This window comes from Candidatus Xiphinematobacter sp. Idaho Grape, assembly GCF_001318295.1.
Classification (GTDB): domain Bacteria; phylum Verrucomicrobiota; class Verrucomicrobiia; order Chthoniobacterales; family Xiphinematobacteraceae; genus Xiphinematobacter.
The window spans coordinates 785,817-810,996 of sequence record NZ_CP012665.1 but is presented as its reverse complement, the minus strand read 5'-3'; the positions used below and the strand labels follow the sequence as shown (position 1 = coordinate 810,996).

At 48.1% G+C, this 25,180-nt stretch carries 22 protein-coding genes and 2 tRNA genes; 13 read left to right on the top strand and 11 right to left on the bottom strand.

Annotation, left to right across the window (positions count from 1 at the left end):
- Positions 1-185 precede the first annotated feature (185 nt).
- From argF to ligA, 3 genes are read right to left on the bottom strand one after another with little or no spacing between them, the layout of a single operon-like run.
- Positions 186-1,097 carry an ornithine carbamoyltransferase gene (argF, locus tag AMD24_RS03810; protein ID WP_320408892.1) on the bottom strand — a complete coding sequence of 304 codons (912 nt, stop codon included), beginning with the start codon at positions 1,095-1,097 and terminating at the stop codon, positions 186-188.
- Positions 1,094-2,362: an aspartate aminotransferase family protein gene (locus AMD24_RS03805; RefSeq protein ID WP_062100729.1), complete on the bottom strand. Its 1,269-nt coding sequence runs from the start codon at positions 2,360-2,362 to the stop codon at positions 1,094-1,096. The genes argF and AMD24_RS03805 overlap by 4 nt, the downstream gene beginning before the upstream one ends.
- Positions 2,359-4,368, bottom strand: a complete 2,010-nt coding sequence (gene ligA / locus AMD24_RS03800) for an NAD-dependent DNA ligase LigA (protein ID WP_158404392.1) — start codon at positions 4,366-4,368, stop codon at positions 2,359-2,361. Before ligA ends, AMD24_RS03805 begins: the two co-directional genes overlap by 4 nt.
- A 297-nt stretch (positions 4,369-4,665) precedes the next feature.
- On the opposite strand from ligA, the gene AMD24_RS04425 reads away from it, so the two are divergent.
- The 4 genes from AMD24_RS04425 (at position 4,666) to AMD24_RS03780 (ending at position 9,801) form a co-directional block, all read left to right on the top strand.
- A complete protein-coding gene (locus AMD24_RS04425) occupies positions 4,666-5,283 on the top strand; it encodes a DR2241 family protein (RefSeq protein WP_062100727.1) in 618 nt (205 codons plus the stop codon).
- A complete protein-coding gene (locus AMD24_RS03790) occupies positions 5,280-6,500 on the top strand; it encodes an amidohydrolase family protein (RefSeq protein WP_062100726.1) in 1,221 nt (406 codons plus the stop codon). The genes AMD24_RS04425 and AMD24_RS03790 overlap by 4 nt, the downstream gene beginning before the upstream one ends.
- 341 nt (positions 6,501-6,841) lie before the next feature.
- The gene (locus AMD24_RS03785) at positions 6,842-7,777 is read left to right on the top strand and encodes a D-alanyl-D-alanine carboxypeptidase family protein (RefSeq protein ID WP_062100725.1); all 936 of its coding nucleotides are present in this window, start codon (positions 6,842-6,844) and stop codon (positions 7,775-7,777) included.
- A 92-nt stretch (positions 7,778-7,869) separates the two neighbouring features.
- Complete coding sequence (locus AMD24_RS03780) at positions 7,870-9,801, top strand: ATP-dependent helicase (RefSeq protein WP_062100724.1); 1,932 nt, start codon at positions 7,870-7,872, stop codon at positions 9,799-9,801.
- Positions 9,802-9,835: 34 nt separating this feature from the next.
- On the opposite strand, the gene pdxH is transcribed toward AMD24_RS03780, so the two are convergent.
- From pdxH to AMD24_RS03750, 6 genes are all read right to left on the bottom strand, one after another.
- Positions 9,836-10,483 (bottom strand): pyridoxamine 5'-phosphate oxidase, encoded by a 648-nt coding sequence (gene pdxH / locus AMD24_RS03775; protein WP_062100723.1) that lies wholly within the window; start codon positions 10,481-10,483, stop codon positions 9,836-9,838.
- Between the two features lie 503 nt (positions 10,484-10,986).
- Positions 10,987-11,907 carry a PfkB family carbohydrate kinase gene (locus AMD24_RS03770; RefSeq protein ID WP_062100722.1) on the bottom strand — a complete coding sequence of 307 codons (921 nt, stop codon included), beginning with the start codon at positions 11,905-11,907 and terminating at the stop codon, positions 10,987-10,989.
- A gap of 36 nt (positions 11,908-11,943) precedes the next feature.
- Positions 11,944-12,714 (bottom strand): triose-phosphate isomerase, encoded by a 771-nt coding sequence (gene tpiA, locus AMD24_RS03765; RefSeq protein ID WP_062100721.1) that lies wholly within the window; start codon positions 12,712-12,714, stop codon positions 11,944-11,946.
- Between the two features lie 8 nt (positions 12,715-12,722).
- Entirely contained in the window at positions 12,723-13,934 is a 1,212-nt protein-coding gene (locus AMD24_RS03760) for a phosphoglycerate kinase (RefSeq protein WP_082383058.1), read from the bottom strand.
- Positions 13,924-14,982, bottom strand: a complete 1,059-nt coding sequence (gap, locus tag AMD24_RS03755; RefSeq protein ID WP_062100720.1) for a type I glyceraldehyde-3-phosphate dehydrogenase — start codon at positions 14,980-14,982, stop codon at positions 13,924-13,926. Before gap ends, AMD24_RS03760 begins: the two co-directional genes overlap by 11 nt.
- A complete protein-coding gene (locus AMD24_RS03750) occupies positions 14,979-15,644 on the bottom strand; it encodes a shikimate kinase (protein ID WP_158404390.1) in 666 nt (221 codons plus the stop codon). The genes gap and AMD24_RS03750 overlap by 4 nt, the downstream gene beginning before the upstream one ends.
- A gap of 423 nt (positions 15,645-16,067) precedes the next feature.
- On the opposite strand from AMD24_RS03750, the gene AMD24_RS03745 reads away from it, so the two are divergent.
- Both AMD24_RS03745 and murJ read left to right on the top strand, forming a co-directional pair.
- A complete protein-coding gene (locus AMD24_RS03745; protein ID WP_235503183.1) occupies positions 16,068-17,087 on the top strand; it encodes an L-threonylcarbamoyladenylate synthase in 1,020 nt (339 codons plus the stop codon).
- Positions 17,038-18,630, top strand: a complete 1,593-nt coding sequence (gene murJ, locus AMD24_RS03740) for a murein biosynthesis integral membrane protein MurJ (RefSeq protein WP_062100718.1) — start codon at positions 17,038-17,040, stop codon at positions 18,628-18,630. Before AMD24_RS03745 ends, murJ begins: the two co-directional genes overlap by 50 nt.
- 106 nt (positions 18,631-18,736) lie before the next feature.
- On the opposite strand, the gene AMD24_RS03735 is transcribed toward murJ, so the two are convergent.
- Together AMD24_RS03735 and AMD24_RS03730 are read right to left on the bottom strand one after the other, a co-directional pair.
- Entirely contained in the window at positions 18,737-19,624 is an 888-nt protein-coding gene (locus tag AMD24_RS03735; RefSeq protein ID WP_062100717.1) for a bifunctional 5,10-methylenetetrahydrofolate dehydrogenase/5,10-methenyltetrahydrofolate cyclohydrolase, read from the bottom strand.
- Positions 19,611-20,336, bottom strand: coding sequence for a lysophospholipid acyltransferase family protein (locus tag AMD24_RS03730; RefSeq protein ID WP_062100716.1), 726 nt, complete (start codon positions 20,334-20,336; stop codon positions 19,611-19,613). Before AMD24_RS03730 ends, AMD24_RS03735 begins: the two co-directional genes overlap by 14 nt.
- Positions 20,337-20,801: 465 nt before the next feature.
- Here AMD24_RS03730 and AMD24_RS03725 point away from each other — a divergent pair.
- The 7 genes from AMD24_RS03725 (at position 20,802) to AMD24_RS03690 (ending at position 25,172) form a co-directional block, all read left to right on the top strand.
- A tRNA-Thr gene (locus AMD24_RS03725) sits at positions 20,802-20,874 on the top strand.
- Positions 20,875-20,929: 55 nt separating this feature from the next.
- On the top strand, positions 20,930-22,123 hold the full coding sequence (gene tuf / locus AMD24_RS03720; protein WP_062100715.1) for an elongation factor Tu: 1,194 nt from the start codon (positions 20,930-20,932) through the stop codon (positions 22,121-22,123).
- A 24-nt stretch (positions 22,124-22,147) separates the two neighbouring features.
- Positions 22,148-22,220 (top strand) — tRNA-Trp (locus AMD24_RS03715).
- Positions 22,221-22,254: 34 nt separating this feature from the next.
- Positions 22,255-22,470 carry a preprotein translocase subunit SecE gene (locus AMD24_RS03710; RefSeq protein WP_062100904.1) on the top strand — a complete coding sequence of 72 codons (216 nt, stop codon included), beginning with the start codon at positions 22,255-22,257 and terminating at the stop codon, positions 22,468-22,470.
- A gap of 37 nt (positions 22,471-22,507) precedes the next feature.
- Positions 22,508-23,071 (top strand): transcription termination/antitermination protein NusG, encoded by a 564-nt coding sequence (gene nusG, locus AMD24_RS03705; protein WP_062100903.1) that lies wholly within the window; start codon positions 22,508-22,510, stop codon positions 23,069-23,071.
- Between the two features lie 537 nt (positions 23,072-23,608).
- Positions 23,609-24,430: a type III secretion system inner membrane ring lipoprotein SctJ gene (sctJ, locus tag AMD24_RS03695; RefSeq protein ID WP_062100713.1), complete on the top strand. Its 822-nt coding sequence runs from the start codon at positions 23,609-23,611 to the stop codon at positions 24,428-24,430.
- A 7-nt stretch (positions 24,431-24,437) separates the two neighbouring features.
- Positions 24,438-25,172: a SctK family type III secretion system sorting platform protein gene (locus tag AMD24_RS03690; protein ID WP_062100712.1), complete on the top strand. Its 735-nt coding sequence runs from the start codon at positions 24,438-24,440 to the stop codon at positions 25,170-25,172.
- The last annotated feature ends 8 nt before the right edge of the window (positions 25,173-25,180 follow it).

The following is a 25,180-nucleotide window of genomic DNA, read 5'->3' as shown; positions in this document are numbered from 1 at the left end:
GGACTTCATGGGTCTCCCTACCTTAGAATCAGCGCTGCTTCATAATCCTAGGGAACCTCCTTGGCGCCCCGGTTTTGCGTTACTTCCGTTCGTCGTAGCCCCTTACACGGATTTGCGCTCTGGAATTCCATTCCTACCAACGCTTAAGCTTAACCTTGTAGGTGGAGGAGCTAGAAGTTTCTCTTCTAACTGTTTTGGACCGCCCATTCTAGGATGGCTTTCTGAGTATGCAGACGATTCTCTGCCTGGCGAAATATGGTTTCAGAGTGGGCTTCAAAAATTTCCTCTGTAATCTCTTTGCCCCGATGGGCAGGCAGACAATGCATGACAAGTGCCCCCGGCAAGGCCTTAGAAAGAGTCTTCTGGTTAATTTGATAACCTTCTAGTTGAACAGAACGGCTGTCGATCTCTTTCTCTTTTCCCATGCTTACCCACACATCTGTATAAAGTACATTAGCTCCCCGAGCGGCCATGTAGGGATCATCTGTTATGCTAACAATGGAAGGATCTACTAAGTGGCGTACCGCAGCTGCAGGTTGATATGGAGGGGGAGCCGCTATGTGGAGTGGAAATCTAAGCCGGGTTGCTGCCCAAATCCAAGAACACGCTACATTACAGTTTCCATCCCCTACAAAACAAACACGAAGCCCACGAAGGCTACCAAAGCTTTCCTGAATGGTAAAAAGGTCAGACAAAATTTGGCAAGGGTGCTCCGTATCGGTCAAAGCGTTAAGTGTAGGTAGGCCAGAAAATTTAGCAAACTCCTCCACCTCCTCCTGTCGTGGCGTACGGATGACGACTCCATGAACCATACGCCCAAATACACGAGCGGTATCTCGGATAGGCTCACCGCGTCCCAATTGAAGGTCGCTTGTAGCTAGAAACAACACATCTCCTCCAAGCTCTCGAATACCAGTTTCGAAGCTGATGCGCGTTCTTGTGGAGGCTCTAGAAAAGAGCAAGGCCCAGATCTGCCCTGCTAATGGGTAAGAGGAATGACAACCACGTTTAAGCTTCATTATTGCCGCCCGTTCTACAATATCAGCAATTTGCTCCTGCGAAAGGGATTGAATGGAAAAGAGGTTTTTCATGATCATGAAAGGGGACCGCAAGCTTTTTGACCGGAAAGAGCTTGTATGAATTTTTCTACTGCTTCCTCAATTTCACATTGTCGAACATTGAGAGGAGGTAGAAACCGCAGGACCTGCCTTCCAGCTGGGATAGCTAAGAGCCCCTCTTTGATAAGGGCATCTGCAAGGCGGACAGCTGGGGTGCGCCGATCATTAGGAGATGCCGCCAAACTAGTTTCTACACCTACCATGAGTCCGAGAGCACGGATATCTGTGATGACTGGACAGGAAATGTTGGTAAGCTTTTTGTAGAAGAGGGCCCCTAATTCCAGAGCATTTTTGAGAAGCTGTTCTTCCTCAATTACTCTTAGAACAGTGAGAGCTGCTGCACAGGAGACCGGATTTCCTCCATAAGTACTCCCGTGTGACCCAGGACCCAATAGATCACAGAGCGGCCCTATTTTTCCCTTTGTGCAGGCGCTAACCCAAAAGGCTCCCAGTGGAAATCCATTAGCAATGCCCTTAGCCCAACTCACACCATCAGGAAATACTGCATTACATCCAACGCTCTTCCATCCGCACCACTTTCCAGTGCGGCCAATACCGCACTGTACTTCATCGAAAAGAAGTAGTAGGTTGTGCTCGTTGCAGAGCGTGCGCAGACCTTGAAGGAATGCTTTGCCAGAAATATGGATACCGCCTTCCCCCTGTACGGGTTCAACGAGAATGGCAACGGTTTGCGGTTGGATAGCAGCGCTAGTTGACTCAAGGTCCCCGTAGGGAACGTGGATGAATCCACTTACTAATGGGAAGAACCCTTGTTTAACTTTATCTTGTCCCGTTGCAGAAATGCTGGCCAACGTACGTCCATGAAAAGAGCCGCTAAAGGTAATAATTTCGTGCCGATTTCCAGAGAAGCTCCCAAACTTTCTGCTTAATTTGATGAGTCCTTCATTTGCCTCCGATCCACTGTTACAAAAAAAAACCTTCCCCTCAGCTCCAACGATACCTACTAATCGGCGAGCTAATTCAGCCTGAGGGCGAGTGTAGTACAGATTGGATGTATGGACAAGCCTGCTTGCTTGCTTGATAACAGCTTCTGTAACACGCGGATGTGCGTGACCAAGCGAGCAGACAGCAATGCCTGCTCCAAAGTCTAGCAGTTCTCGGCCGGTTTCTGTCCAGAGTCTGCATCCAGATCCTCTTAAGATCTCCAGCTCAAAGCGGTTATACGTAGGAAGAACGTAACGATAGGTTAGCTCGCGCGTAGTAGGGGTAGGAGGGCGAGTCATTTTTTAAGCATCCTCTGAAATTCCTCTTCATCCAGGATAGGGATCCTCAAGCGTCTAGCTTTTCCGTATTTGGAGCCTGGATTCTTACCAGCGAGTAGATATGTCGCCTTTCCACTGACGCTTTCTGCAATATAGCCTCCTCGCATACAAATTTGATAGATAATTTCTTTGCGTGGGCTGCTCAGACTCCCTGTCAGGACCCAAGTTTGACCCGCCAAGGGACGATCGATTCCCTGTGCTGAATCAAAGGATGCAGCAGTTTGAACACCGTGTTTCTCTAGCTCATAGAGTAGACAAAGGGACTCAGCGTCCGAAAAGAACTGCCGGATGCTAGAAGCCACTACTGTTCCAATATCTTCCACGCTCTCTAGGTCTTTAGCCTCCCTTAATCTAGCTACAGAACCATATCGGAAAGCTAGTGCCCGAGCACAAGTAGTACCTACATTCAAAATGCCCAGCGCAAAGATTAGCCTCCAAAGGGGACGCATTTTACTTTCAAGGATGGAGCACAGAAGAGTCTCCGCTCTCTTTTCCCCTGTACCTAATAGTAGGAAGTCTGACTTTTTAAGAGCGTAAATATCTGAAATCTTTCGTGTCAGGCCAGACTTCACCATTTTGGTAATCAGTATCTTTCCTAAGCCACCAATATCCATCGCTCCACGGCTAGCAAAGTGTTCTAAGCGGCGTTGGAGCTGAGCAGGACACTGTGGGTTAATACAGCGGACGAGAACTTGTCCCGGGGGTTGGTACAACTCTCCCCGGCACGCAGGACACCTCTCTGTCATATGGAATGGTTGCTCCTGACCACTTCGCAAATCTTTCCGAGCTCCTACTATTGCAGGGATAATGCTACCAGCCTTTTCTATCACAACATAATCTCCTTCCCGAATATCTTTGCGCTTAATTACTCCCTCATTGTGCAAGGTTGCTCGGCTCACCATACATCCTCCGATAGAGACGGGCTCTAATTCTGCTACCGGAGTAAGGACTCCGGTACGTCCTACTTGAACAGAAATTTTTTTAAGCAAGCTTTCGGCACGTTCTGACTCGTATTTGAAGGCGATGGCCCACCGGGGGGCCTTAGTAGTAGATCCCAACTTATCCCGTTGCCTGAAATCATTCACTTTGATAACTGCGCCATCGATTTCGAAGGAAAGGCTATGCCGTAATTTCTCTAATTCATGGATAGCGGAAAAAATTTCGGCCGGAGATTTCACCTTCCAAATGTATGGAGGGAGGGAGAACTGCCAGATCTTTAAAAGCTCTAGAAATTCTTTGTCAGTTTCTGGCTGGCAATTATTTTCATCCTTCCATATCCCAAGTCCATAGAAAATTGCATCTAGTTTTCTGGCAGCAGCGACCTTTGTATCCAGTTGCTTTAAGGAGCCTGCTGCAGCGTTCCTAGGGTTCGCGAAAAGAGGTTTCCCCCTTTTTACTCTTCTTGCATTGAGCTCGGAAAAAACCTTACGTGGTAAGAACACTTCTCCACGGATTTCCACAACCTCTGGACAAAAGGAGGGAAGTCGACGGGGTATCCTTCTGATAGTCAGAGCGTTCTGTGTGACATCCTCTCCTGTAATTCCATCGCCTCGAGTAAGGGCACGGACCAAGTGCCCGCTTCTATAGAGGAGTGAAATTGCCACACCGTCGATTTTGGGTTCCAAGACAAATGAAAGAGGTGCTCCAGAAAGGAGCTTTTGCGATCGTTTGACGAACTCTAGTATCTCAGCCTCCGAGTAGGTGTTGTCTAAACTCTGCATAGGTGTGAGATGCCGAGCTTGCAGGGCAGGAGCATCGTCTCCTCCGAGACTCTGTGTAGGAGAATCTTGTGGAATTTCCTGAGGATAGAGCGCCTCTAGGTTGCATAACTGACGGTAAAGAATATCGTACTCTCTATCAGAGATTTCAGGAGCTGCCTTCCCGAAATAAAGGTAATTATGGTATCTAATTTTCGAGCGCAATCTTTGGATTTCTTCTGTGACATTCTTTGAGAGCGGTGGATGCATAAAAAGGCTAGTGGAGCCAGTAGGAAGTTTTAGTTCAGCCATAAGTATAGGCTGTGTAGCTAAGTTAGAGCTTGTATTTCTCTTTCCACACGGAAAGAGTTATGCACTTTGCAGATCTCTTAGTATGTTGCACTACTCTAGCTATCTTCAGAGAGCTAGGACGGCCGGAACGCGCCGCCCTCGGGGATCCTCCTCCCTAGCCAAACCCGGCTGGGGTTCGTGCGCAGCCCTGCACTAAATGTCCACAAGGTGCCTCCTGCATTCTATAGTTAATCCTAATGTCGATAACCAGTAACCGTGGCTCCTGTTCTCCTCCTAAACCTTGATACTTTCCATACCCTACTGCAATCTTGCTTGGAGGGAGAGATCACACAAATTGGGCAAGTAACGTTTACTAAAGGCTTGTGCCTTTTTCACACGGAAGACGCTGCTCGCAGCGACTTGTGTGTATACACAGAGCCAGAGGCCGCAGGAGAGATTGCAAGATTTGACGATGTGGGTCAATACCGCCCTCTAAAAAGCGCTCCAAATCTGCGTCACGGTTGGGAGCTGAGGTTATCTTCCATTAAAGAACTCCATGTAGCAATAGACTTTCTTTATCCTGCAGCTTTGGGCCTGTGGCTGTCCTTGCTAAGAAGGCAGTTAGTTGGAACTTCACTTCGAAGAACTTTAGAACGCCAAAGTGGGATGTATCGTATTGCAGTAAGAACTACCGATGAGCAGGCAAAAGGGCTCATCCGAGACTTTTGCGAAAAAAAGTGCCTGCGCAAAATCTTATGGGGGATCCATTGCTCTGCAGTAGCCTGGCAAGAGGAAAGCAATGTTCACAAGATTCCATTGCTTTGTTCAGAGGCTTGCAACCTATTTGTTGCAGCAGCACGGCGTGTGGTAAAGGCAGCAGCTGCCACCCCATGAGGCGTCTCCGTGCCCGCATGGCACTAACTCCAGATGGACCCATTGAAAATGCTGCTGTGATAACAAAAGCAGAAAGGATAGCAGCTGTCGGCCCCTTCAGCGATTTAGCCTCTATACAAGTGGAAGAGGAAATAGACCTTGGTGAGCAGCTTCTGCTGCCTGGACTGATCAACGCCCACTGCCACCTGGAATACACTATCATGGGACGTTCCATCGCCCCCACGGATTGTTTTACACAATGGATACAAAGCCTTAATTCCTTGAAAAAGTCCTGTACTAACGAAGACTATTTGGCAGCTGTTAAAGTGGGCCTGGGGGAACTTTCTAGATGGGGTGTCACTTCAGTTTTTAACACTGCTTCCCATCTAATCCCCCCCCCGCATTTGCCACCATTGTCTCCTCGCATTTGGTGGTTCTTTGAGCTGATGGACATCCGGTCTCGTGTTCGTATGGAGGCTCTCCTTGGTACAGTAGCCCCGTTTCTCAGAGGGCGCTCCCAATGGATTGGTGGAGTCGGCCTTGCGCCTCACGCTCCTTATACCGTCTCAGCTGCCCTTTATCGTTGTATTAGGTTCTGTGCGGAGAGATACGCAATTCCGGTCAGTACCCACCTTGCTGAAACATCTGAGGAACTAGAGATGTTTCGCGATGGTGTGGGTCCCCTCTTCGAGTTCCTACAAGGACTGGGACGCAACATGCTGGACTGCGGAAAGAAATCGCCTGTCGCCCTTTTACTGGAAGAAAAACTCGTACCCACGAGCGTAATGCTTGTACATATGAACTATCTAGAAGAAGACGATTGGGCGATTATGCATAATCACCGAGGTTTTTGTGTCATCCATTGTCCAAAAACTCATGCTTACTTTGGGAGGGAAAAATTCCATTTTGACCGTTTGAGGCAGTATGGCATTACTACTTGTCTAGGCACAGACAGCCTGGCTAGCAATAATTCACTAAACTTGTTTGAGGAAATGCGGCTCTTTCTGCATGAACATCCTTATGTAACTGAGCAAGAAGTATTTAAGATGGTCACAGTTTACCCAGCAAAGGCAGTTGGACAAGCACATAGGATAGGAAGGGTTGTTCCAGGCGCATACGCTGACCTAATTGCAATTCCTTATGTGGGAGGACAAGCAGACTCGTATTCGGCAATAATAGGCCATCATCACCCCATTGTATGGAGGATGATCCATGGGAACTTGTTTCCAGACTCGTAAAAGGGATCTTCTACTCTGATTAACATGTCTTTATTTCAATAGAGTACCCGTTGACGATACGTCAGCGGTTTACACCGAAAAACTGGTAGGAACTATTGATCTGCCATCCATAGGGATGTATCGTCCATTCGCGTTTGTCGCGGTTACAGAAAGGTTATCTACTGGAGTCCATCCAGGGCGATGTGTAGTTTTACTACTAAACCCCTTTGCAGAACCTCTAATGGGGATATTCGCAGGATGTGGGATAAGAAGGTGGGAATATAGTATCCATCTACCTCTCTAACGAATGTAGGGTGGATATGTCGTCTACCGGCTGCGTTTTCTATAAGTTGCGTCTGTTTATGTCAGCCTGCACTCTCGCAGCGATTTCTGCTTTCCCGGTAGCCAGTGCAAATCTTCCTCGGAGGGATCCAATTACTGTTAACAGACAAGATTCTTTTCCAGGTGCCAGTCCTCCGATTCTTACCGCAAAGGCGGTAGTGTTATTTGACGCCCATACGGGTGTAATACTTTTTAGACAAAACGAGACTCAACCTAGACAAGTTGCTAGCACCCAAAAGCTTCTTACCGCTTTGATTGTCGCGGAAAATGGAGATCTAGATAAACCCATAGTCATCAAAAGATCTGATGCCATGGAACCTCCTCTTAAGCTAGGTCTACGATCCGGGGAAACATACACTCGCCGGGCGCTCCTTACTGCAATGTTAATGAAAAGCGCGAACGATGCGGCTGCCGCTCTAGCACGAGATAATGCGCGTAGTACAGCAGCCTTTGCAGAAAAAATGAACCGGCGCATGGTTGAGTTACATGGCAACACCTCCCATTTTGTCAACCCTAATGGCCTGCCACTAAACGGACAATACTCCACTGCACGAGACATGGCCTCTGTTGCAAGGGCTGTGTACGCCCACCCTCTCCTACGGGGAATTGTCAACTGCCGCACCTACCACTTTCGCCTCAACAATGGAAAAATTAAAATTCTCTGCAACACTAATTGCCTTCTAAAATATTCTTTTTGCAACGGAATGAAGACTGGGTACACTAGGGGCGCTGGCCATTGCCTAATCGCAAGTGGCAAATGGAAGGAGAGAGAGGTAATTGCAGTGATTCTTGGGGTATCTGTGCGCTCGAGAATATGGAAAGAAGCACAAAGCTTGCTAATCTATGGATTGGGAATGCGGCCCGAGGAAATTGCTGCTGCACGGCTCGTCTCCTCGTCTAGAGCAAGGGCTCATGCCGCTGCCTTCAAACCCAAAAGACTGTTTTGGCGATGGTGATGTTGTAGGTCCCTACTTTTTATGTCTTACCTCCCATACAAGATGGGTGTTAGTTTGGTTTGCTAATCTAAAAATGGCAACATATTAGGGCAATGTACCCCTACGGAAATGCTTTTTGGGCTAGTCTCAATACCCAGCAAATGGCTGCTGTGAGAGCTAAAGCGGGAGCTAGTTTGGTGATTGCTGGAGCAGGGAGTGGAAAGACTCGCACCTTGACTTATCGAGTAGCCTGGCTATTAGAGCGGGGGATTCCGGCAAAAAATATCCTTCTTTTGACGTTTACCAACAAAGCTGCAAGAGAAATGCTTGAGCGTGTGGCTGCTTTGGTTCCGCAGAGAAGTAACGGCATTTGGGGAGGGACATTTCATTCTGTCGGGAATCGCATCCTCCGGGCCCATGCAGGTAGGATTGGGTTCCGCCAGGAATTTTCTATCCTTGATCGTGAGGATCAACAGAAGATGATTGCCTCCTTAATAAAGGAGGAAGGATTACGCGCTGCAGACAAGCGTTTCCCGAAAGCAGAAGTACTTTCTGCAATCTTCAGCCTGGCGGTTAACGCTGTGGGATCTATCTCAGCTATTTTAGAGCGTCATTACCCTTATTTTATTGTTCTGGCAGAACAGATTGAGCGTATAGCTACTTTATTTAGGAGACGCAAATATGAAGCCAATTCCATGGATTTCGATGATCTGCTTTCTAAGCCACTAGAGCTACTGGAGGGATGCAAAGATATCGCGGAGTTTTACGGGGAAAAATTTTCCCACATCCTGGTGGACGAGTACCAAGACATCAATCAACTTCAGTCTAAATTCGTAGAGCGACTAGCCGCCAGACACGGAAACATCATGGCGGTGGGGGATGACGCACAGTCCATTTACTCCTGGAGAGGAGCGCACTTTAAGACCATCTTAGACTTTCCCAAACGCCACCCAGGCGCTTCTATCTTTCGGATAGAAACCAACCACCGTAGTACCCCAGAAATTCTCTCCGTAGCCGATATAGTAATTTGTGCCAACAAAAACCAGTTCAAAAAAACATTAGCTGCAGTACGCCCCTCCAGAGGAAATAAGCCAACTTTAGCGTCGCTTTCCACAAGCGCTGAGCAGGCCTCCTTCGTGACCGAACGTATCGTCGGTTTGCAGGAAAAAGGCGTGCCCCTTGGCGAGGTAGCAGTCCTGTATCGCGCTCATTATCACTCAATGGAGGTTCAACTGGAATTTACCCGTCAAGCTATCCCTTTTTCTATCACAAGCGGGCTGCGATTTTTTGAGCAAGCCCATATTAAGGATGTACTATCATTTGTGAAATTTGCAGTAAATTCGAGAGACGAACTTGCCTTCAAACGCATGGTTCAATTGCTTCCCGGTGTTGGGACAAAGTCCGCAGCATTTCTCTGGAAAGAGGCTGCCACTCTTCTTAGAAGAGGATGTAATTTTCCCCCTCTATCTAAGCTAAAGATTCCACTAAAATCCAAACGAACCTGGTCTCAGCTAACTTATCTCCTAGAGGGCTCAAATTCTTCTCTGTCATCTCCTGCATCCCTAATCGAGACAATTCTACTTACCATCTACGGGGATTATATGAAGGCACACTTCCCCGATTATGGTACTAGACAGGAAGATATTCGCACCCTGATAGCATTTGCACAGAACTTCGAGAATTGTGAAGACTTTCTTTCTCAACTTGCCCTACTTGGAGCTGGAGATACTGCTAGCAAGACCCCACTCTCCTGTAGACCTGAAAGAGTGACTCTATCTTCTATCCATCAAGCTAAAGGATTAGAATGGAGAGTTGTTTTCTTGATTTGGCTGGCGGAAGGCATGTTTCCTAATGCACGTTCCCTAGAAAATTCAGAAGACCTGGAGGAAGAGCGACGGTTATTCTACGTCGGTATAACACGTTGTAAGGATGAGCTTTATCTCAGCTACCCTAGGTCTGGTTTAGGGGGAGCTTACGGCGAAGTTTTCTATTCTCCCTCCCAATTTCTTCGGGGTATCCCACAATGGATCGTAGACCGACTGTAACAAATTTCTGCCCGAAGGAAGACCCTGCTTGCCTTCACGGAGCAAGGCGATCGATTATCCAAACATTCTGAGTATCTTTTCTATACTGTAAGCGATCATGAAGGCGATGCTGCCCACCCTGCCAGAATTCAATTGTTTGCGGAGTCACACAAAAGCCACCCCAAAAGGGAGGTACTGGGATTTCTCCCTCTCCAAATTTGCTCTCAATGATTTCCCACTCTCTTTCTAGGTACGTCCGGGAAGGGACAATTTGGCTTTGGGGGGATGCCCAGGTGGAGAGCTGACTCTTACGGGGACGGGAGAGAAAATATTCAGAGGCTTCTGTGGAAGATAATGGCTGAGCCCTTCCAGTAATGATGACTTGGCGTTCCAAGAGTAGCCAAGGAAACAACAGCGCGGCAGTCGCATTCTTTTGCAGCTGGCTAGCTTTGCGGCTCTTCAGATTGGTAAAAAATATAAAACCGCGGTGGTCTACTCTCTTTAGCAAAACGGTTCGAAGGAGTGGGCTTCCATCTAGGCCAACGGTAGCTAGGCTCATTGCAGTTGGCTCTGCTATCTTTGCGACGAAGGCCTCATTAAGCCAGAGGTAAAATTGGTCTATAGGATCAGAGGATAGGTCCTTTTTTCGCAACCGTCCAAGACGATAATCCTTCCGTTCATCTGTGAAACTCTTTTCCTTCATGATCGGCGCTTACAGCTATATGGAAAAAGCAGTGGGTTCTCTAGATTTTCTGGTTACTCGTCGTAAATCTACCTGCAAGACAGTGCTTATGGATCCAAGATAGCCTGTGGACTGTCGGAGGAAAGTACACTAAAGGGGGGGGGGGAAGGCTAGACGCTGGGAGGGATTGGCCATGACCAAATGGATTGCTTGGGAAAGATCAATGAAACTTCTCTGAAGTGCGTCCCGCAAAAGTGAGAGTCACAAATTAGTCTCTATCGTGGCACGCTATTATTTTTTCCTCCCCCTGCACTGAATCGTATATACATTCAGCCCTACAAAAATAGGCCAAAGCGTTTCTCATCTCCTTGTGCCTATGAAAGGTTCTCTCCCATAAGGAGCAAAAAGCATTGTTACCCCCAAATTTGCTGTGCAGGCTCCCCCGGACCGTGTGCTGAACATACAGTGTGCCAGAGAGCGTAACCAGTATCATGCGCAAATAACTGAGCCAAACGTGTTCCCGGTTAAGGAAATTGGCTCAGAGCGTGAAGAGAATTGTACCGCTTCTCTATGTCTGGCTGAGTGAGTGCGTGCAAACGCCCTAAACTGAAGGCTTCAACGCTGAAGCTAGCTAGGATTGTGCCGTAGACAACAGCCAAACGCAGCTTTTCAAAAGTAATTTTGGAAGAATTTTTTTCGTTGCAGATACTAGCGAGGTAGCCTATCACCCCACCTGCGAAAGTATCTCCAGCACCGGTGGGATCGTAGACTGTTTCCAACGGATATGCTGGACAGCTGAAGAGGGAACTTTTGCTGAAAAGCAAAGCTCCGTGTTCCCCCTTGCTGAGAACCACAAACTCTGGTCCCATCTTCAGAATAAGATGACCGGCACATATTAGGTTTGTTGCCCCAGTCAACTCTTGCACTTCGTGCTCATTGACAATGAGCATGTTCACGCGTCTTAGTAGGGACAGCAGAGCCTTCTTGGCCTTTTTTATCCAAAAATCCATGGTGCTTGCCACGACAAAGAGGGGAGACTTCACTTGATCTAGGGTATGGTGCTGGAGGCTGGGTGCAACATTGGCCAACAGCACATACGGAGTGGTCTGGTAGACTTCAGGAAGGGTTGGGGAAAAATTTTGAAGCACATTTGGCCTTGTGGCAAGTGTCGTCCGTCGGTCCATGTTGCTATGGTAGATTCCAGACCACCGGAAGGTTTTTCCTTTTGCAATCTGTAGTCCTTCTAGGCTAACCAATCTGGAGGCTAGTAAACTCCGGTATTTCTCTGGAAAATCTTCACCCACAACTCCTACAAGTTGTACTGGTGAAAAAAAACTAGCTGCAATAGCGGCATAAGATGCGGAACCACCCAGAAGATTCTGCTTTTCTTTGTAAGGCGTTTTGACGTGGTCTATGGCGATAGACCCCACAATAAGTACAGGCATGGGTAACTTTCTAAGATAAAAATGGGAAGAGATACCCTAGGATAGTTTGTTAGCTGCTTTTATTATGTCCGCGAACTTACGCGCTTCTAAACTAGCCCTGCCAATAAGTGCCCCATCAATGTCTGGCTGTGAGAGAAATTCGGCTACATTGCCGGTGTTAACGCTCCCTCCATATTGGATTGGAATTTTTTCAGCGACAGCCGCATTGGAAAGGTAAGTGAGAACGCAACGGATGAAGGCATGTAACTGCTGTGTCTGTTCTGGAACTGCGCTCCTCTCTGCACCAATAGCCCAAATAGGCTCGTAAGCAACAACAATGCTTTCTAAGCTTGAAGATTCTACTCCTTGTAAAGCAACACGTAACTGCCGTTCCAAAATTTCTTTTTCCTTCCCAGCTTCTCGTTGTTCACGTGTTTCTCCGACACAAAGAATGGGACGTAATTTGTAGTGTAAAGCCGCGCGGACCTTTCTAGCAACCAGGGCGTCACTTTCCCCAAAAATCTGTCGACGTTCGCTGTGTCCCAGGATAACGTATCGGACAAACAGCTCCCTAAGCATCGTAGGACTAATTTCTCCAGTGTAAGCTCCAGATTCCTCATAAAACATGTTTTGTGCAGCAAGCCGGATTCTTTGGGAAGCACGAGCGTTAAGCTCAGAGAGTTTCGCCAACGCTGTAGCAGGAGGAGCAATGAGAATTTCGAATCGGTTGTTCTGCGGAATTTCAGCAGCAAAAGCGCGATAAAAATTCTCAGTTTCTGTCACTGTCATGTACATTTTCCAGTTGGCGGCAATAATTTTCTTGCGCATAGACTGCTCTATTTTTTCTCTGTAAGTGTGTCAATACCGGGCAAAGGGCGTCCTTCCAGGAGCCTTAAGGAAGCCCCACCTCCTGTGGAGAGGAAAGTCATTTTATTTCCTAGATCAAAACTTCTCACTGCAGCGACAGAATCTCCTCCCCCTATTATGGAGACAGATAGAGAGTTGGCAGCAATTGCTTCTGCAGCAATACGTGTCCCGGAGGAAAATTCTCGGATCTCAAAAACGCCCAGAGGGCCGTTCCATAAAATGGTAGCCGCGCGTGCAATCTCTGCGGAGTAAAGAGCTCGCGTTTTTACTCCAATATCTACCCCAATCCAACCGCGAGTAACACCCCTTCTCTGAGAGAAAACGGGGGTGTTCCTACAGACTGCTCCAGGTTGGATTTCTAGGGTCTCAACAGCATCTAGTGGAAGGAGTAACTCGACACCACTATCCTTTGATAGGGTCAGGAGCTTTCCAGCAAGACCAAAATCATCTACCTCTACCAGGCTATCCCCAACTGGTATTCCTTGAACCTTTAAAAAGGTATAAGCCATAGCCCCCCCAATTAGAAATTTGTCTGCCCTTTCCATAAGGGCTTCAATAACGCCAATCTTGTCTGATACTTTTGAACCCCCTAGTAGGACTAAGAAGGGTCTCTTTGGGCTTTCGAGCTGTCCCTGCAAATAATAAAGTTCCTTTTCTACAAGTAGACCAGTGGCGGAAAAAGGAAGATGGGAGGATATACCTACAGTTGAGGCATGAGCACGGTGAGCAGCGCCAAAAGCGTCGTTGATATAGATCTCTCCGAGCTGAGCAAGTTCTGCAGAGAACGTGGAATTGTTTGCCTCTTCCCCAGCATGGAAACGGACGTTCTCTAAAAGAAGAATGTCACCATCTTTCAGTGCAAGCACTGCTGCTTCAGCAAGTGGACCTATACACTCTGGACAAAAGAAGATATTCCTGCTGTCATCGAGCAGCTTTCGAAGATGTTTAAACACCGGCTCGAGAGATAATCCTGCAACCGGCTTACCCCCAGGACGCCCAAGATGGGCTAACAAAATGATGCGTGCTCTTTTCTCCCTTAAAAAGAGTAGCGTCGGCAAGCTCTCCACGATGCGCGTGTCATCGGTGACGCAAGAGCCCTCAATAGGTACATTAAAGTCCACGCGGACCAGTACGCGCTTCCCACGAACGCTGAGGTGGCGGATAGAGAGCTTAGCAGCCACCGGAGTCTACATTACCAATATGACGCAGCAAATCCACACATCGATTTGAGTAACCCCACTCATTGTCGTACCAGCTGATGAGCTTAAAGAATCTGCTATTTAGTTCAATACCAGATCCAGCATCAAAAATGCTAGAACGAGTATCATGAATGAAATCGCTACTGACTACCTCATCGCTAGTAGTAGCCAAGATGCCACTCAAATAGGTCTTGCTTGCTCTCCTCATAGCATCGCAAATTTCTCGGTAACTAGTCTCTCTAGATGTACGTACGGTGAGGTCAACTACAGAAACCGTGGGTGTTGGGACACGAAACGCCATACCAGTAAGCTTGCCTTGAACCTCTGGAATTACAAAGGCAACAGCCTCTGCTGCCCCAGTAGTAGCTGGGATAATGTTAATTGCTGCTGAGCGCCCTCCCTTCCAATCCCTTTTTGAGGGACTATCCACCGCTTTCTGTGTAGCCGTATAGCTGTGGACAGTGGTAAGGAGACCCTCCTCCAACCCTATGTCTTCTTGAAAAAGCACGTGGATCAATGGGGCAAGGCAATTGGTAGTACAGCTGGCATTAGAGATAATGCGGTGTTTTTTAGGATCGTACTTTGTGTGGTTAACACCCATTACAATAGTAATATCCTCCCCCCTAGCTGGGGCAGAGATAATCACCCGTCCGGCACCAGCATCTAGGTGTCCTCTAGCCTGCATAGCTTCTGTAAACAACCCAGTGCTCTCGATAATAATATCCGCACCTAGAGATCCCCAGGGGAGAGCAGAAGGCCCATCTTTGATGGATAAGCACGGTATCCTATGACCCCCTACGATTAAAACGTCATCGTCCCTCACAACAGGGGATGACTTTTCGCTACATACTTCACCCAAAAATCTCCCCTGCGTGGAGTCGTATTTGAGGAGGTAAGCCAAATTGTTAGCGGCTACTAAGTCATTGATAGCTACTACTTGAACCGTCTTTCCAAGCAGTCCCTGTTCCAGGATGGCCCGGAAAACCAATCGACCGATTCTACCGAATCCGTTGATACCAACGTTTATCATTTTATTTTACTCCTAGTGTGAAGCTTACCTTGCAAGTCCAATGGGGTATAACCTCCTCCTCCAGAAAACGTCAATGGTATATGACAAGGGTTTTTGTGTTTCCAACCAGTAATGCCTTCTACGATCTTTAGCGCGGCTCCTTCATGGCTTAAACGGGAGGAATCGACATAAAGATCCGCAAGTCCGCGATATAAATTTCTCCGTGCGTCCAAGAGGGAATTGAATTTTTCCCGCGGGTTCTTACCCTGAAGTAAGGGGCGCTCTTGGGAGCGCATAGCTCGCTCAAAAAGAACATCTGCGGCGGCATCTAGCCAGACTACTATTCCCATCCTTCGCAGCAAAACACGATTCTCTTCCAGAAGTACTATTCCGCCTCCAGTGGACAGAACCATGCCCTGCTGGCTAGACAGGCGATGCAATACACCGGACTCCCAGCTCCGGAACTCCTCTTCTCCTCTCAGGGAGAAGAGTGTGCAAATGGCCGATCCACAGATGTCAACAACTTCCTTGTCAGTATCTACAAAACGCCTCCTCTGGAAGGCGGCAAGCCGCCTACCTATTGAGCTCTTCCCTGAACCCATAAAACCGATAAGAAGAATGTTGTTCAATGCTAGTCCAGGTTGCATGACGTGACCTTCCTGAGTGATTAGAGCACCCCACACGGGCATTCTACGCTGAACGGTATCATCTTTGGAAGAACGAAAGCATTTCTTTTAAAGCCGCCACAGGAACTTTCCATCTCCCTCTGGTAGCCAGATTGATCGGAGTTCTGGTGAAAAAATTGCAGGAAGGGCTGGGAATTTCCCATGGAGATTCCGAGAGGAACTTCTTTCCTTGCTCGTACCTTGTGTAGCACAAGCGTTGGTTGCAACTTCTGGGCTGTATCTACATCTACATTTTGATTTCAAATTGCCGTGGTTCCATGTAGTAGGGAGGGCCGCGTTTTTCTTGCTGCTGTAATTCGCAGCTAGCAGGACGTGAATTCTGTTCGTACGAGAGTTAGCTCACTTCTCTGCCAAAGGAGACTCGTTCTGTTAGGCTAATGTCTTTCGGAAGGTGGCAGCAACCAGATAAGGAGAGATACAGTGAAAACCCATGTGGTTTCTGCAGAAACAGGAGGAAAATACATAGAGGAGGCCGTCCGTTGGCTCGTGGAGGGAGAAATAGTCGCACTTCCTACGGAAACAGTGTACGGCCTGGCGGCTGATGCTTTAAATCCAGTGGCTTGTGCGAGAATATTTGAGGCCAAGGAGCGTCCGCTTTATGATCCACTGATTGTCCACTTGCCGACAACTGACTGGTTAGCATCTCTTTGTACATTCCCTCTGCTCGCACAGCGTTTGATAGAGACCTTTTGGCCGGGCCCACTGACGTTGGTTCTACCTCGTACTCCGATGGTACCAGACATCGTGACTGCTGGCCAGGATACAGTGGCGGTACGGATTAGCGCACATCCTGTGTTCCAGAAAGTTGTTCAGAGGTTAGAGCGCCCTTTAGCTGCACCAAGCGCCAACCGTTTCGGGAGGATTAGTCCAACACGGGCTGTTCATGTTTTGTCTGAACTTAACGGTAGGATTCCACTAGTGGTCGACGGTGGACCCTGTCTACACGGCATTGAGTCTACCATCGTCTCTCTTAGGGACGGTCATCTATTCCTACACCGAAATGGCCCCATAACAAGGGAGGAGCTAGAAGCGTTTTCTCCTGTACAAGACTCCTCGGAGACGAGGATAGTACCGGGGTCGCTCGGAAGCCACTATGCACCGAAAACCCCCTGCCAATTCTGGGATGGTACCCCACCGCCTAGTGGGATACGAGCAGGATTGCTTGCTTGGCGGGCCTCCGGAGAGGATTTCGCAGTTGTCGTGTACTTAAGCCGCCGCCGCGACCTTCGTGAAGCAGCAGCTAGGCTTTATGCTAGCTTGCGGAGGCTGGATGAATATGGGGTAGAACTCATTCTTGTCGAGCGCCTTCCTAAACAGGGAGGTTTGTGGGCAGCCATTATGGAAAGGCTTACTAAGGCTACCTTAGCTTCCAGAAAATGTTTCTTTTCCTATGGCCAAACACCACCACTCAAGTACCCAAGCAGTGGGCGTCGTAGCTAGCGCTATCCTGTGTGGCAGGGTTGCTGGTTTAGTAAGAGAACTGACTCTGGCGTCCCTTTTTGGGGCAGGACGCAGCATGGATGCCTTTCTTACGGCGTTTCGTGCTCCTAACCTTTTACGTGACTTGTTTGCAGAAGGGGCACTATCTACAGCCTTTGTGACTCTTTTCTCCAGAAAAATGGCAAAGGAAGGAAAGAAGTCCGCATGGCTCCTGGCATCTCGTGTAGTCATATGGGCCACAGTATTCATGAGTACGGTTGTACTTCTTGGTATGGCCGGAGCCCAGTTTATCATTGGGGTGCTTGCTCCAGGATTTCCAGAGGAAAAAGCGCAACTAACTGTTTTGCTGTGTCGGATTATGTTTCCGTTCATTCTGTTGGTTTCGCTAGCCGCATTGGTGACGGGAATGCTCAATGTCAGCAATGTTTTTGGTGTTCCCGCTATAGCGTCAAGCTTTTTTAATCTAGGATTTATTGGTGCAGGAGTATTTCTTAGTTGGATGCTAGACCCTTCTTTTAGTGAAAAGTCACTGGTTGGTCTAGCTATAGGAATCCTAATAGGTGGGATACTTCAGCTCATTGTGCAGCTTTCCCCACTGCGAAAGGCTGGATTTTCCTTTTGCCCGGTCCGCCTCTGCACGTGGCGCCGCGACTCAGATCTGCGGGCTATCCTGGCACTAATGGCTCCAGCTACTCTAGCTGCTGGTGCGGTCCAAGTTAATGTAATGGTCAACAGTATTTTCGCCTCTTGGCTAGAGGATGGAACTATCAGTTGGTTAACTTGTGCGTTTCGTCTAATGCAGTTCCCACTCGGTGTTTTTGGCATGGCAGTGGCAACAGTTACCTTGCCAACAGTATCCAAGCTAGCAGCTGATAGAGAAACGGTCCTACTGCGTGAGACGCTAGCTAAGGCAATGCGTTTGTCAGTCTTTCTTACTCTCCCTTCAGCAGTCGGACTTATTTTTCTATCCACCCCTATTGTTAGCTTAGTCTATCAGCACGGGAAATTTTGCCTGGATGACACCCTACATACTACAATAGCCCTACAATTTTATGCATTAGGTCTGGTCAGTTATTCTTGCACCAAAGTGCTTTCCCCTGCCTTCTATGCCTTGGACTGTAAGTGGGAACCTGCGTTCGTCAGCTTTTTGTCTATTGGGCTCAACTTTCTTCTTAATTGGTTCCTCATTTTTCAGTTCGGCCTTGGCTATCGTGGTCTTGCACTTTCCACAGCTTTATCAGCTTGTTTTAATTTTGGGGCTCTCTACTGTAGAATGAGGCTCTACACCGGAGGCCTAGAGAGCTCACAGTTTATCTCCACAATACTGCGTACACTTGTTTCTGCACTGATTATGGCAATAGTTTGTTGGGGGCTGACCCACCTGGGAAACAGGTGGATTTTTTCTCCTCATCTATGGATACGCGGTGTATCTCTATTGACTATTATTTTTGCAGCTGGCTCGTGCTACTTAGGAGTGTGCTGGGTTTTAAGAATGGAAGAGACCCGCTTTGTACATATTTGCATGCGCATAACTTGTAGGTAGCTCGAAAGAATCTAGCCTACAGAAGCATCGGCTCAGCCTCTTCTTTGGGACGGGGATGAAATAAGGTTTAGGAGGCTTCCTACATATGGTAGGGGGGGGGATGAATCTACAAATGTAAACCATGGATTTGACAACACGCTTTGACGGTATTGGAAAGGAGCATAGCTATGGTCATTGGGCCCACTCCTCCAGGAGATGGAGTAATCAGTGAACACTTAGGGGCAACTTGCTTAAAATTAGCATCACCGACTAAGTGATACCCCGACTGAGTTCCTGGACATTCTACACGATTAATTCCAACGTCAATTACCACCGCACCTTCGCAAACATGTCGTCCACTGAGAAAATGAGGTCGACCTATGGCAGAGATGAGGATGTCAGCTTGGCAGGTAATTTTTTCCAAATTGCGAGTGCGTGAGTGGACAACTGTGACCGTGGCATCCCCTCCAGCCCCCTTTGACATAAGCAAAAGGGAAAGGGGTTTCCCGACAATCCTGCTGCGGCCAAGAATGACTGCATGGGCGCCGCTAATGGGAACCTGGTACTCTAAGAGGAGGCGTCTACATCCAAGGGGAGTACAGGGGACCAACCCAGAGGGATCCTCTAGCGCAAGTTTTGCAACATTGACGGGATGGAGCCCGTCTACATCCTTCCTCGGATCAATAGCATGTGCAACCTCAATTTCATTGATGTGAGGGGGAGTAGGAGACTGGATAAGGATACCATGAATCTTCGGATCAGCGTTTAGCACAGCGATATGAGCAACTAATTCTTGTTGAGTAATGGTGTCTGGAAGCTCTAACCTGAGTGAGTGAAATCCTAGTTTGGCACATTGCTCAGCCTTTTTCCTGACGTATACCCGTGAGGCTGGTCGGTCACCGACTAGGACAACCGCCAGTCCGGGGCGTAACCCGCGACAAGAAAGTGCTGCGATCCTAGTACGAGTTTCCTCGTGAACTTTTTTCGCGACAGCAATTCCGTCAATCAGCTTCATTTTTTAGTAGGGTTTCGATGCGGGCACGTTCAACCTCTAGGGTGCTCCGTCTAATGTCCTTAGCGAGTATTTCATAGGGCGCGATAACTACTTCTACTCGTGAAAAAGGGAGAGGAATGCGGAATTTATCCCAGCTTCTAAGGGTGATGGCACAGGAGAAGTTGACGTGTATGGGAAGGATACGGGCCCCTGTAGTGCTAGCAAGGAAAAGCAAGCCAGGGTGAAGGTGATACCGTGGACCACGAGGGCCATCAGGGGTAACAGCAATGTCAAATCCTTGTTGCAACTTTGTAGTAAGCCCCAAGAGGGCTTGAGAACCACGGCGGGAGCTCGAACCACGGACCGCTCCTATACAAAAAGCAGCCATAACTGCAGCAAGGATTTCCCCATCCTGACTTGGGCTAGCGAGCGCGAAGATACCACGCCGGCAAGCGGGATACTTCCGCAAAAAGGCCAGAATAACAGCAAGAATCCGATTGTGCCAGAAAGCGATAATCACCGGGAAACTTGGGGGATCCACTGTAAATCCTGAATGATCCTCCAGCCGCAGGCGCAGCGTAGCAAACACAGCGCGGCTTAACAAGCCAATGGCGTTGGTAAGAAACTTCCTTCTAAGAGTCATAAATGCGCTTTCGTTGCGAATAAGGCAAACAGGCTGTACGTTCACATGTTCCGGCGCTTCCTTGCTACCTCTGCTGTCCACAAGCAACATCAAAAACTATTCTGCAACATAACGGGATCCCTTAGCTAAGATTTTAACTATTTTTTTGACAACATACAATGAATCCCATCAGCGGAAATGGATAGACAGCTTGCGGAAGGTAGATAGCAATCTTTAGATTTCCCATTTCTTGGTGCCCTCCTGTAGGAAGAGGATGCAGATGGAAGGAGAGAGTGGGAGAGTGGGCATAACCTAAAAAAGGAGGGGCGTTCGCGGAGCAGCTCGTTGGCTAATCATGTGGCCCTTACATAGACCAACCCGACGGGTGAGAAGTTTTTGTCTCGTTGGATTTTGTTTTGACAGAACTGCCTAATCGGTTAGCCTAGGCTCCCTCCTCCCCTTGGGAAGGGAAATGGATGTTCCTCCTCCGCTTTGCGTAGGCTGAAGCAGGAGGTGGGTTTTCTAGCTTTCCCCAGGGAACAAGAAGCTCGAGGTCTTTTGCTCAAGACAGGTTGTGCCCATGTAGCTCAGTTGGCAGAGCACGTTCTTGGTAAGGACGAGGGCGCCGGTTCAATCCCGGTCATGGGCTCTAGCTCTGGCTTTAGAGGCAAAACTAACGCGAGCACTAACGAAATCCATAACAGATGGCAAAAGAAGCATTTAAAAGAGACAAACTGCACTGCAATGTTGGGACCATCGGTCATGTAGACCATGGGAAGACGACTCTCACTGCTGCGATTACTACTTGCCTTGCTAAGCGAGGAAAAGCCAAGGCGTATGCTTATGACGAGATTGACGCTGCACCAGAGGAGAAGGAACGTGGCATTACCATTTCTACTGCTCATGTAGAGTATGAAAGCGACTACCGTCACTACGCCCATGTAGATTGCCCGGGGCATGCAGATTATGTGAAGAATATGATTACCGGCGCAGCTCAGATGGATGGTGCCATTCTCGTCTGCAGTGCAGCAGATGGCCCCATGCCGCAAACTCGTGAGCACATCCTTCTTGCCCGTCAAGTTGGTGTGCCATCTGTGGTGGTTTTTTTGAACAAGGTAGACATGGTAGACGACCCGGATCTCTTGGAGCTGGTCGAAATGGAGCTACGGGACTTACTTTCCAAGTATGGTTTCCCTGGAAACGATATTCCCATTGTTAAGGGAAGTGCCTTGAAAGCCCTGAATGCCGATCCTGAAGGAGAAAGGCAGATTCTAGAGCTTATCGAAGCGGTAGACAAATACATTCCTACACCAGAGCGTCCCATTGATAAGCCTTTCTTGATGCCCATTGAAGACGTTTTTAACATCGAAGGCCGTGGAACTGTAGCTACGGGGCGCGTCGAGCGCGGCATCCTAAAAAAGATGGAAGAAGTTGAGATTGTCGGTTTGTCCAGGGATGCTAAAACGAGGAAGACCATCGTAACCGATATCGAAATGTTCCGTAAGCTTCTTGATGAAGCACGCGCTGGTGACAACGTCGGTCTTTTGCTGCGCGGTCTCAAGAAGGACGAAGTTGAGCGCGGACAGGTCATTGCTAAACCCAATTCCATTACCGGTCACAAAAAATTCAAGGCAGAAGTGTATGTTCTAAGTAAGGATGAAGGGGGGCGTCACACTCCTTTTTTCAGCAACTACCGTCCTCAATTCTACTTCCGTACCACAGACGTGACAGGGAAAGTACAGCTTCCTGAAGGTATAGAAATGGTGATGCCAGGGGATAATGTTACCCTTGACGTCGAGCTAGATGCTCCTATCGCAATGGAGAAGACTATCCGCTTTGCTATTCGTGAGGGCGGTCGTACAGTTGGTGCAGGTCGCGTATCAGATGTTCTAGAGTAGGCGAGGACGCTAGAACCCATATTAAGGCCAGTAGCTCAATTGGCAGAGTAGCGGTCTCCAAAACCGTTGGTTGTGGGTTCAAGTCCCTCCTGGCCTGGGCATGAGATAGTGGTGCTCCTTTGGACTACAAGATGATTGGAAGGACCCGCAAGTTCATCGTAGAAGTAAAGGCTGAGTTGGGAAAAGCTCAATGGCCTTGGGACCCCCGTGAAAAAGGCTTTAAGCGTTATAGAGAACTGAGTGATTCTACAGTGGTGGTGGTCGTGGCCATGCTGCTCCTTGGTGGATACGTCGCAACTTTTGATCTGATAGTAGTCAATCTAGTAGGCCTCCTAACGGCCCCGTGATAGATTGACAGATAAGAGAAGCTTAGACTTAGAGAAAATGCCTTTAGCTCCAAAAGATCAGTGGTATGTAGTGCACGTTCTCTCCGGACAGGAGCAGAAGGTGCAGGAAAATATTCTCCGCCGCATTGAGGCAGAGGAAATGTCTGATTTAGTTTTCGACGTTTTAATTCCCACAGAACGAGTACAGGAAATTAGGCGTGGGAGAAAGACAGAAAGCGCTCGTAAGTTTTTTCCAGGTTATCTCATTGTCAATATGCATTTGCTTACGGATAGCAATCATCTAGTCGAAAAGACCTGGTATTTCATCCGGGAAACCTCTGGTGTCCTAGGATTTGCAGGGAAGAGGGACTGCCCAATTCCTATGCAGAAAAGGGAAATAGAGAGTGTGCTCGCACAAATGAAAGAACGGGAGGACATAGTTAAACCCAAGGTCAGTTTTGAGGTGGGAGACAAAGTCAAAGTGGCGGATGGCCCTTTCCAAAGCCAGAATGGGGTCGTGGAAGAAATCGATCCGGATCGTGGAAAACTGCAAGTTTCCGTCAGCATCTTTGGGCGTGATACACCAGTGGAACTGGAATACTGGCAGGTAGAAAGAGCGTAGAGTGGAAGTTGTTTATCTACTTAAATTTTCAGAGTTGCTCGGTCCGGCCTGTTGGCGTTGAGGTTTGGCGTCTGCCATTGGCATGGGAGAACCCCGACAGAGGAGTGTTATGAAACCCCATGTAAAAGGAAATCTAATTCGATGGACTACTAATTCACCATCAATGGTAGAGGTAGAAGCTCAGTGTGCCTCTTTAGGAAGGCAAGCAAATAGGGCCTCTCTACCTCTCACACTTCTCTTGGAAGGCAAGGAATTACCTAGACTTTCGGAATTAAGGAGACTGTTCCATCTTATAGATCCGCTGATGCAGGATGGAGCGGCCCTTCATGTTCTTTGTGAATCTCTTGCGACACAGAGACTTGTGGAATTCTGTGGTCTCCATCTGGTCTTAGAGCCAAACGAGGGACAAGCGCCCGATTGTAAATCATAACTCCGATGGGAAAGCCGCTTATTCCGTTCAGACTAGCATTTGGACTAGAATAACGTCGGCATTTCTTACCCCTAAGGGGGAATACAGGGAAAAGCGCTAGAGAAGAGATGGATCCTGCCTATCAAAAAAGAAAAAGAAAAAAATGGCGGAGACAAGGAATAGGATTCCTCCTATGGTGTTGCACCCTATTTCTTACAGGCTGTGAAACACGAGAACTCCATAGCAACCTCTTGGAGTCCGATGCTAATACGATGCTTGGTGTTTTACTCGCACGAGACATTCAGGCCATAAAACTGCAAGGAAAGGACAAGCTTTTTTCTGTAGCGGTGCCGAAGTCCCAATTCGCCAAGGCAGTTGAATTATTGCAATGGTATGGCATCCCACAGGAATCTTTTAGCGGAATTGGAAGAATTTTTTCCAAGTCAGGTATTGTCTCCTCACCTACCGAGGAAAAGATCCGCTTCATGTATGCACTCAGCCAAGATATTGCAGAAACACTAAGTCACCTGGATGGAATAGTGACATCCCGTGTAAATCTGGTTCTACCAAAAAATAACCCCTATTCTGAGACCAGCACACCATCTTCTGCATCCGTATTCCTCAAATGCCGGCCTGGTTTTGACGCCACTCATTTACTGCCACAGATTAAGGCTCTTGTCATGAACAGTGTTGAGGGACTTTCCTATAACCGAATCAGCGTAACAATCGTAGAATCTAGGGTTATGGACCTGTACTCTCCAGTCGAAACGGTGGATAGCATAACAAAAGTCCTAGGCGTAAAGGTTTCCTCTGATTCGGTTCATATACTGTGGAGGGTATGGGGCATCAGTATCTTGGTAGCAGTGGCAGTCGGAGTCATCGTAGGGGGGGGCTTGTTCTGGCTCTTTAAAGAAATCAGAGATAGAAGGATGGTGGTATCTTCTGAGTAGAGAAGCCATGTACTCGGATCTCAGGTTTCCTGAGTTAGTCAGTCCTGAAGAGAATTGGGACAGCATAGCGCGTGCTTGGCTACAGGAGACTGTCCCCCCTAGGGAAATTCGGCAATGGGTTAATTTCCACAGTCATCCCACTCTTCAAATGCATCCAGAAAAGTGGGGAAGCACCGTTTCAGAGTGGCGTGATCCCATTTTGGGGTGTCCATGGGCGCAAGCTTATGTAGATGAGCATTTTAGAGGTCTTTGGGATTGGAAGGGAAGAGTTTGGACCAGTCTGGAAAGCCCGCTTATGCAATTGGCCATCAGTGATCCCTCCTTTCTTAGCCGGATCGCTGCCTTTGCCGGGGCTTTAGTTGCTGTTAAAGAGATTCGAAAGGCAGTAGATCGCAAGACAGTGTTAGAATTGAGAAAGGGACTGGGGGAGGATGTCCTTAACTTTGCATATACCGCGGCCTTGCGTTTTAGGATAAATATCCCACAGAAGTGTCAACTGCAGCAGTGGCCTGGAAGCGACGATGGCTCATCTGCTACTATAGTTCTTAATTCTGGCTGGTTACTAATTGCGTGTGCTTGCGCTCTCTTGCCAGCAGAGGAATGGAATCGATTCCGCAGCAGGCTACCGCGTTCCGTTGAGAAAGATTTTGGGCAACGCAAATTTTCATCAGAGGATTCCAAGCTTGCCTGGTGGTGCCTCAAGGAGCTACTTAGGGTAGCAATGCAAGAGGAGGAGGGGTGAACACGTAC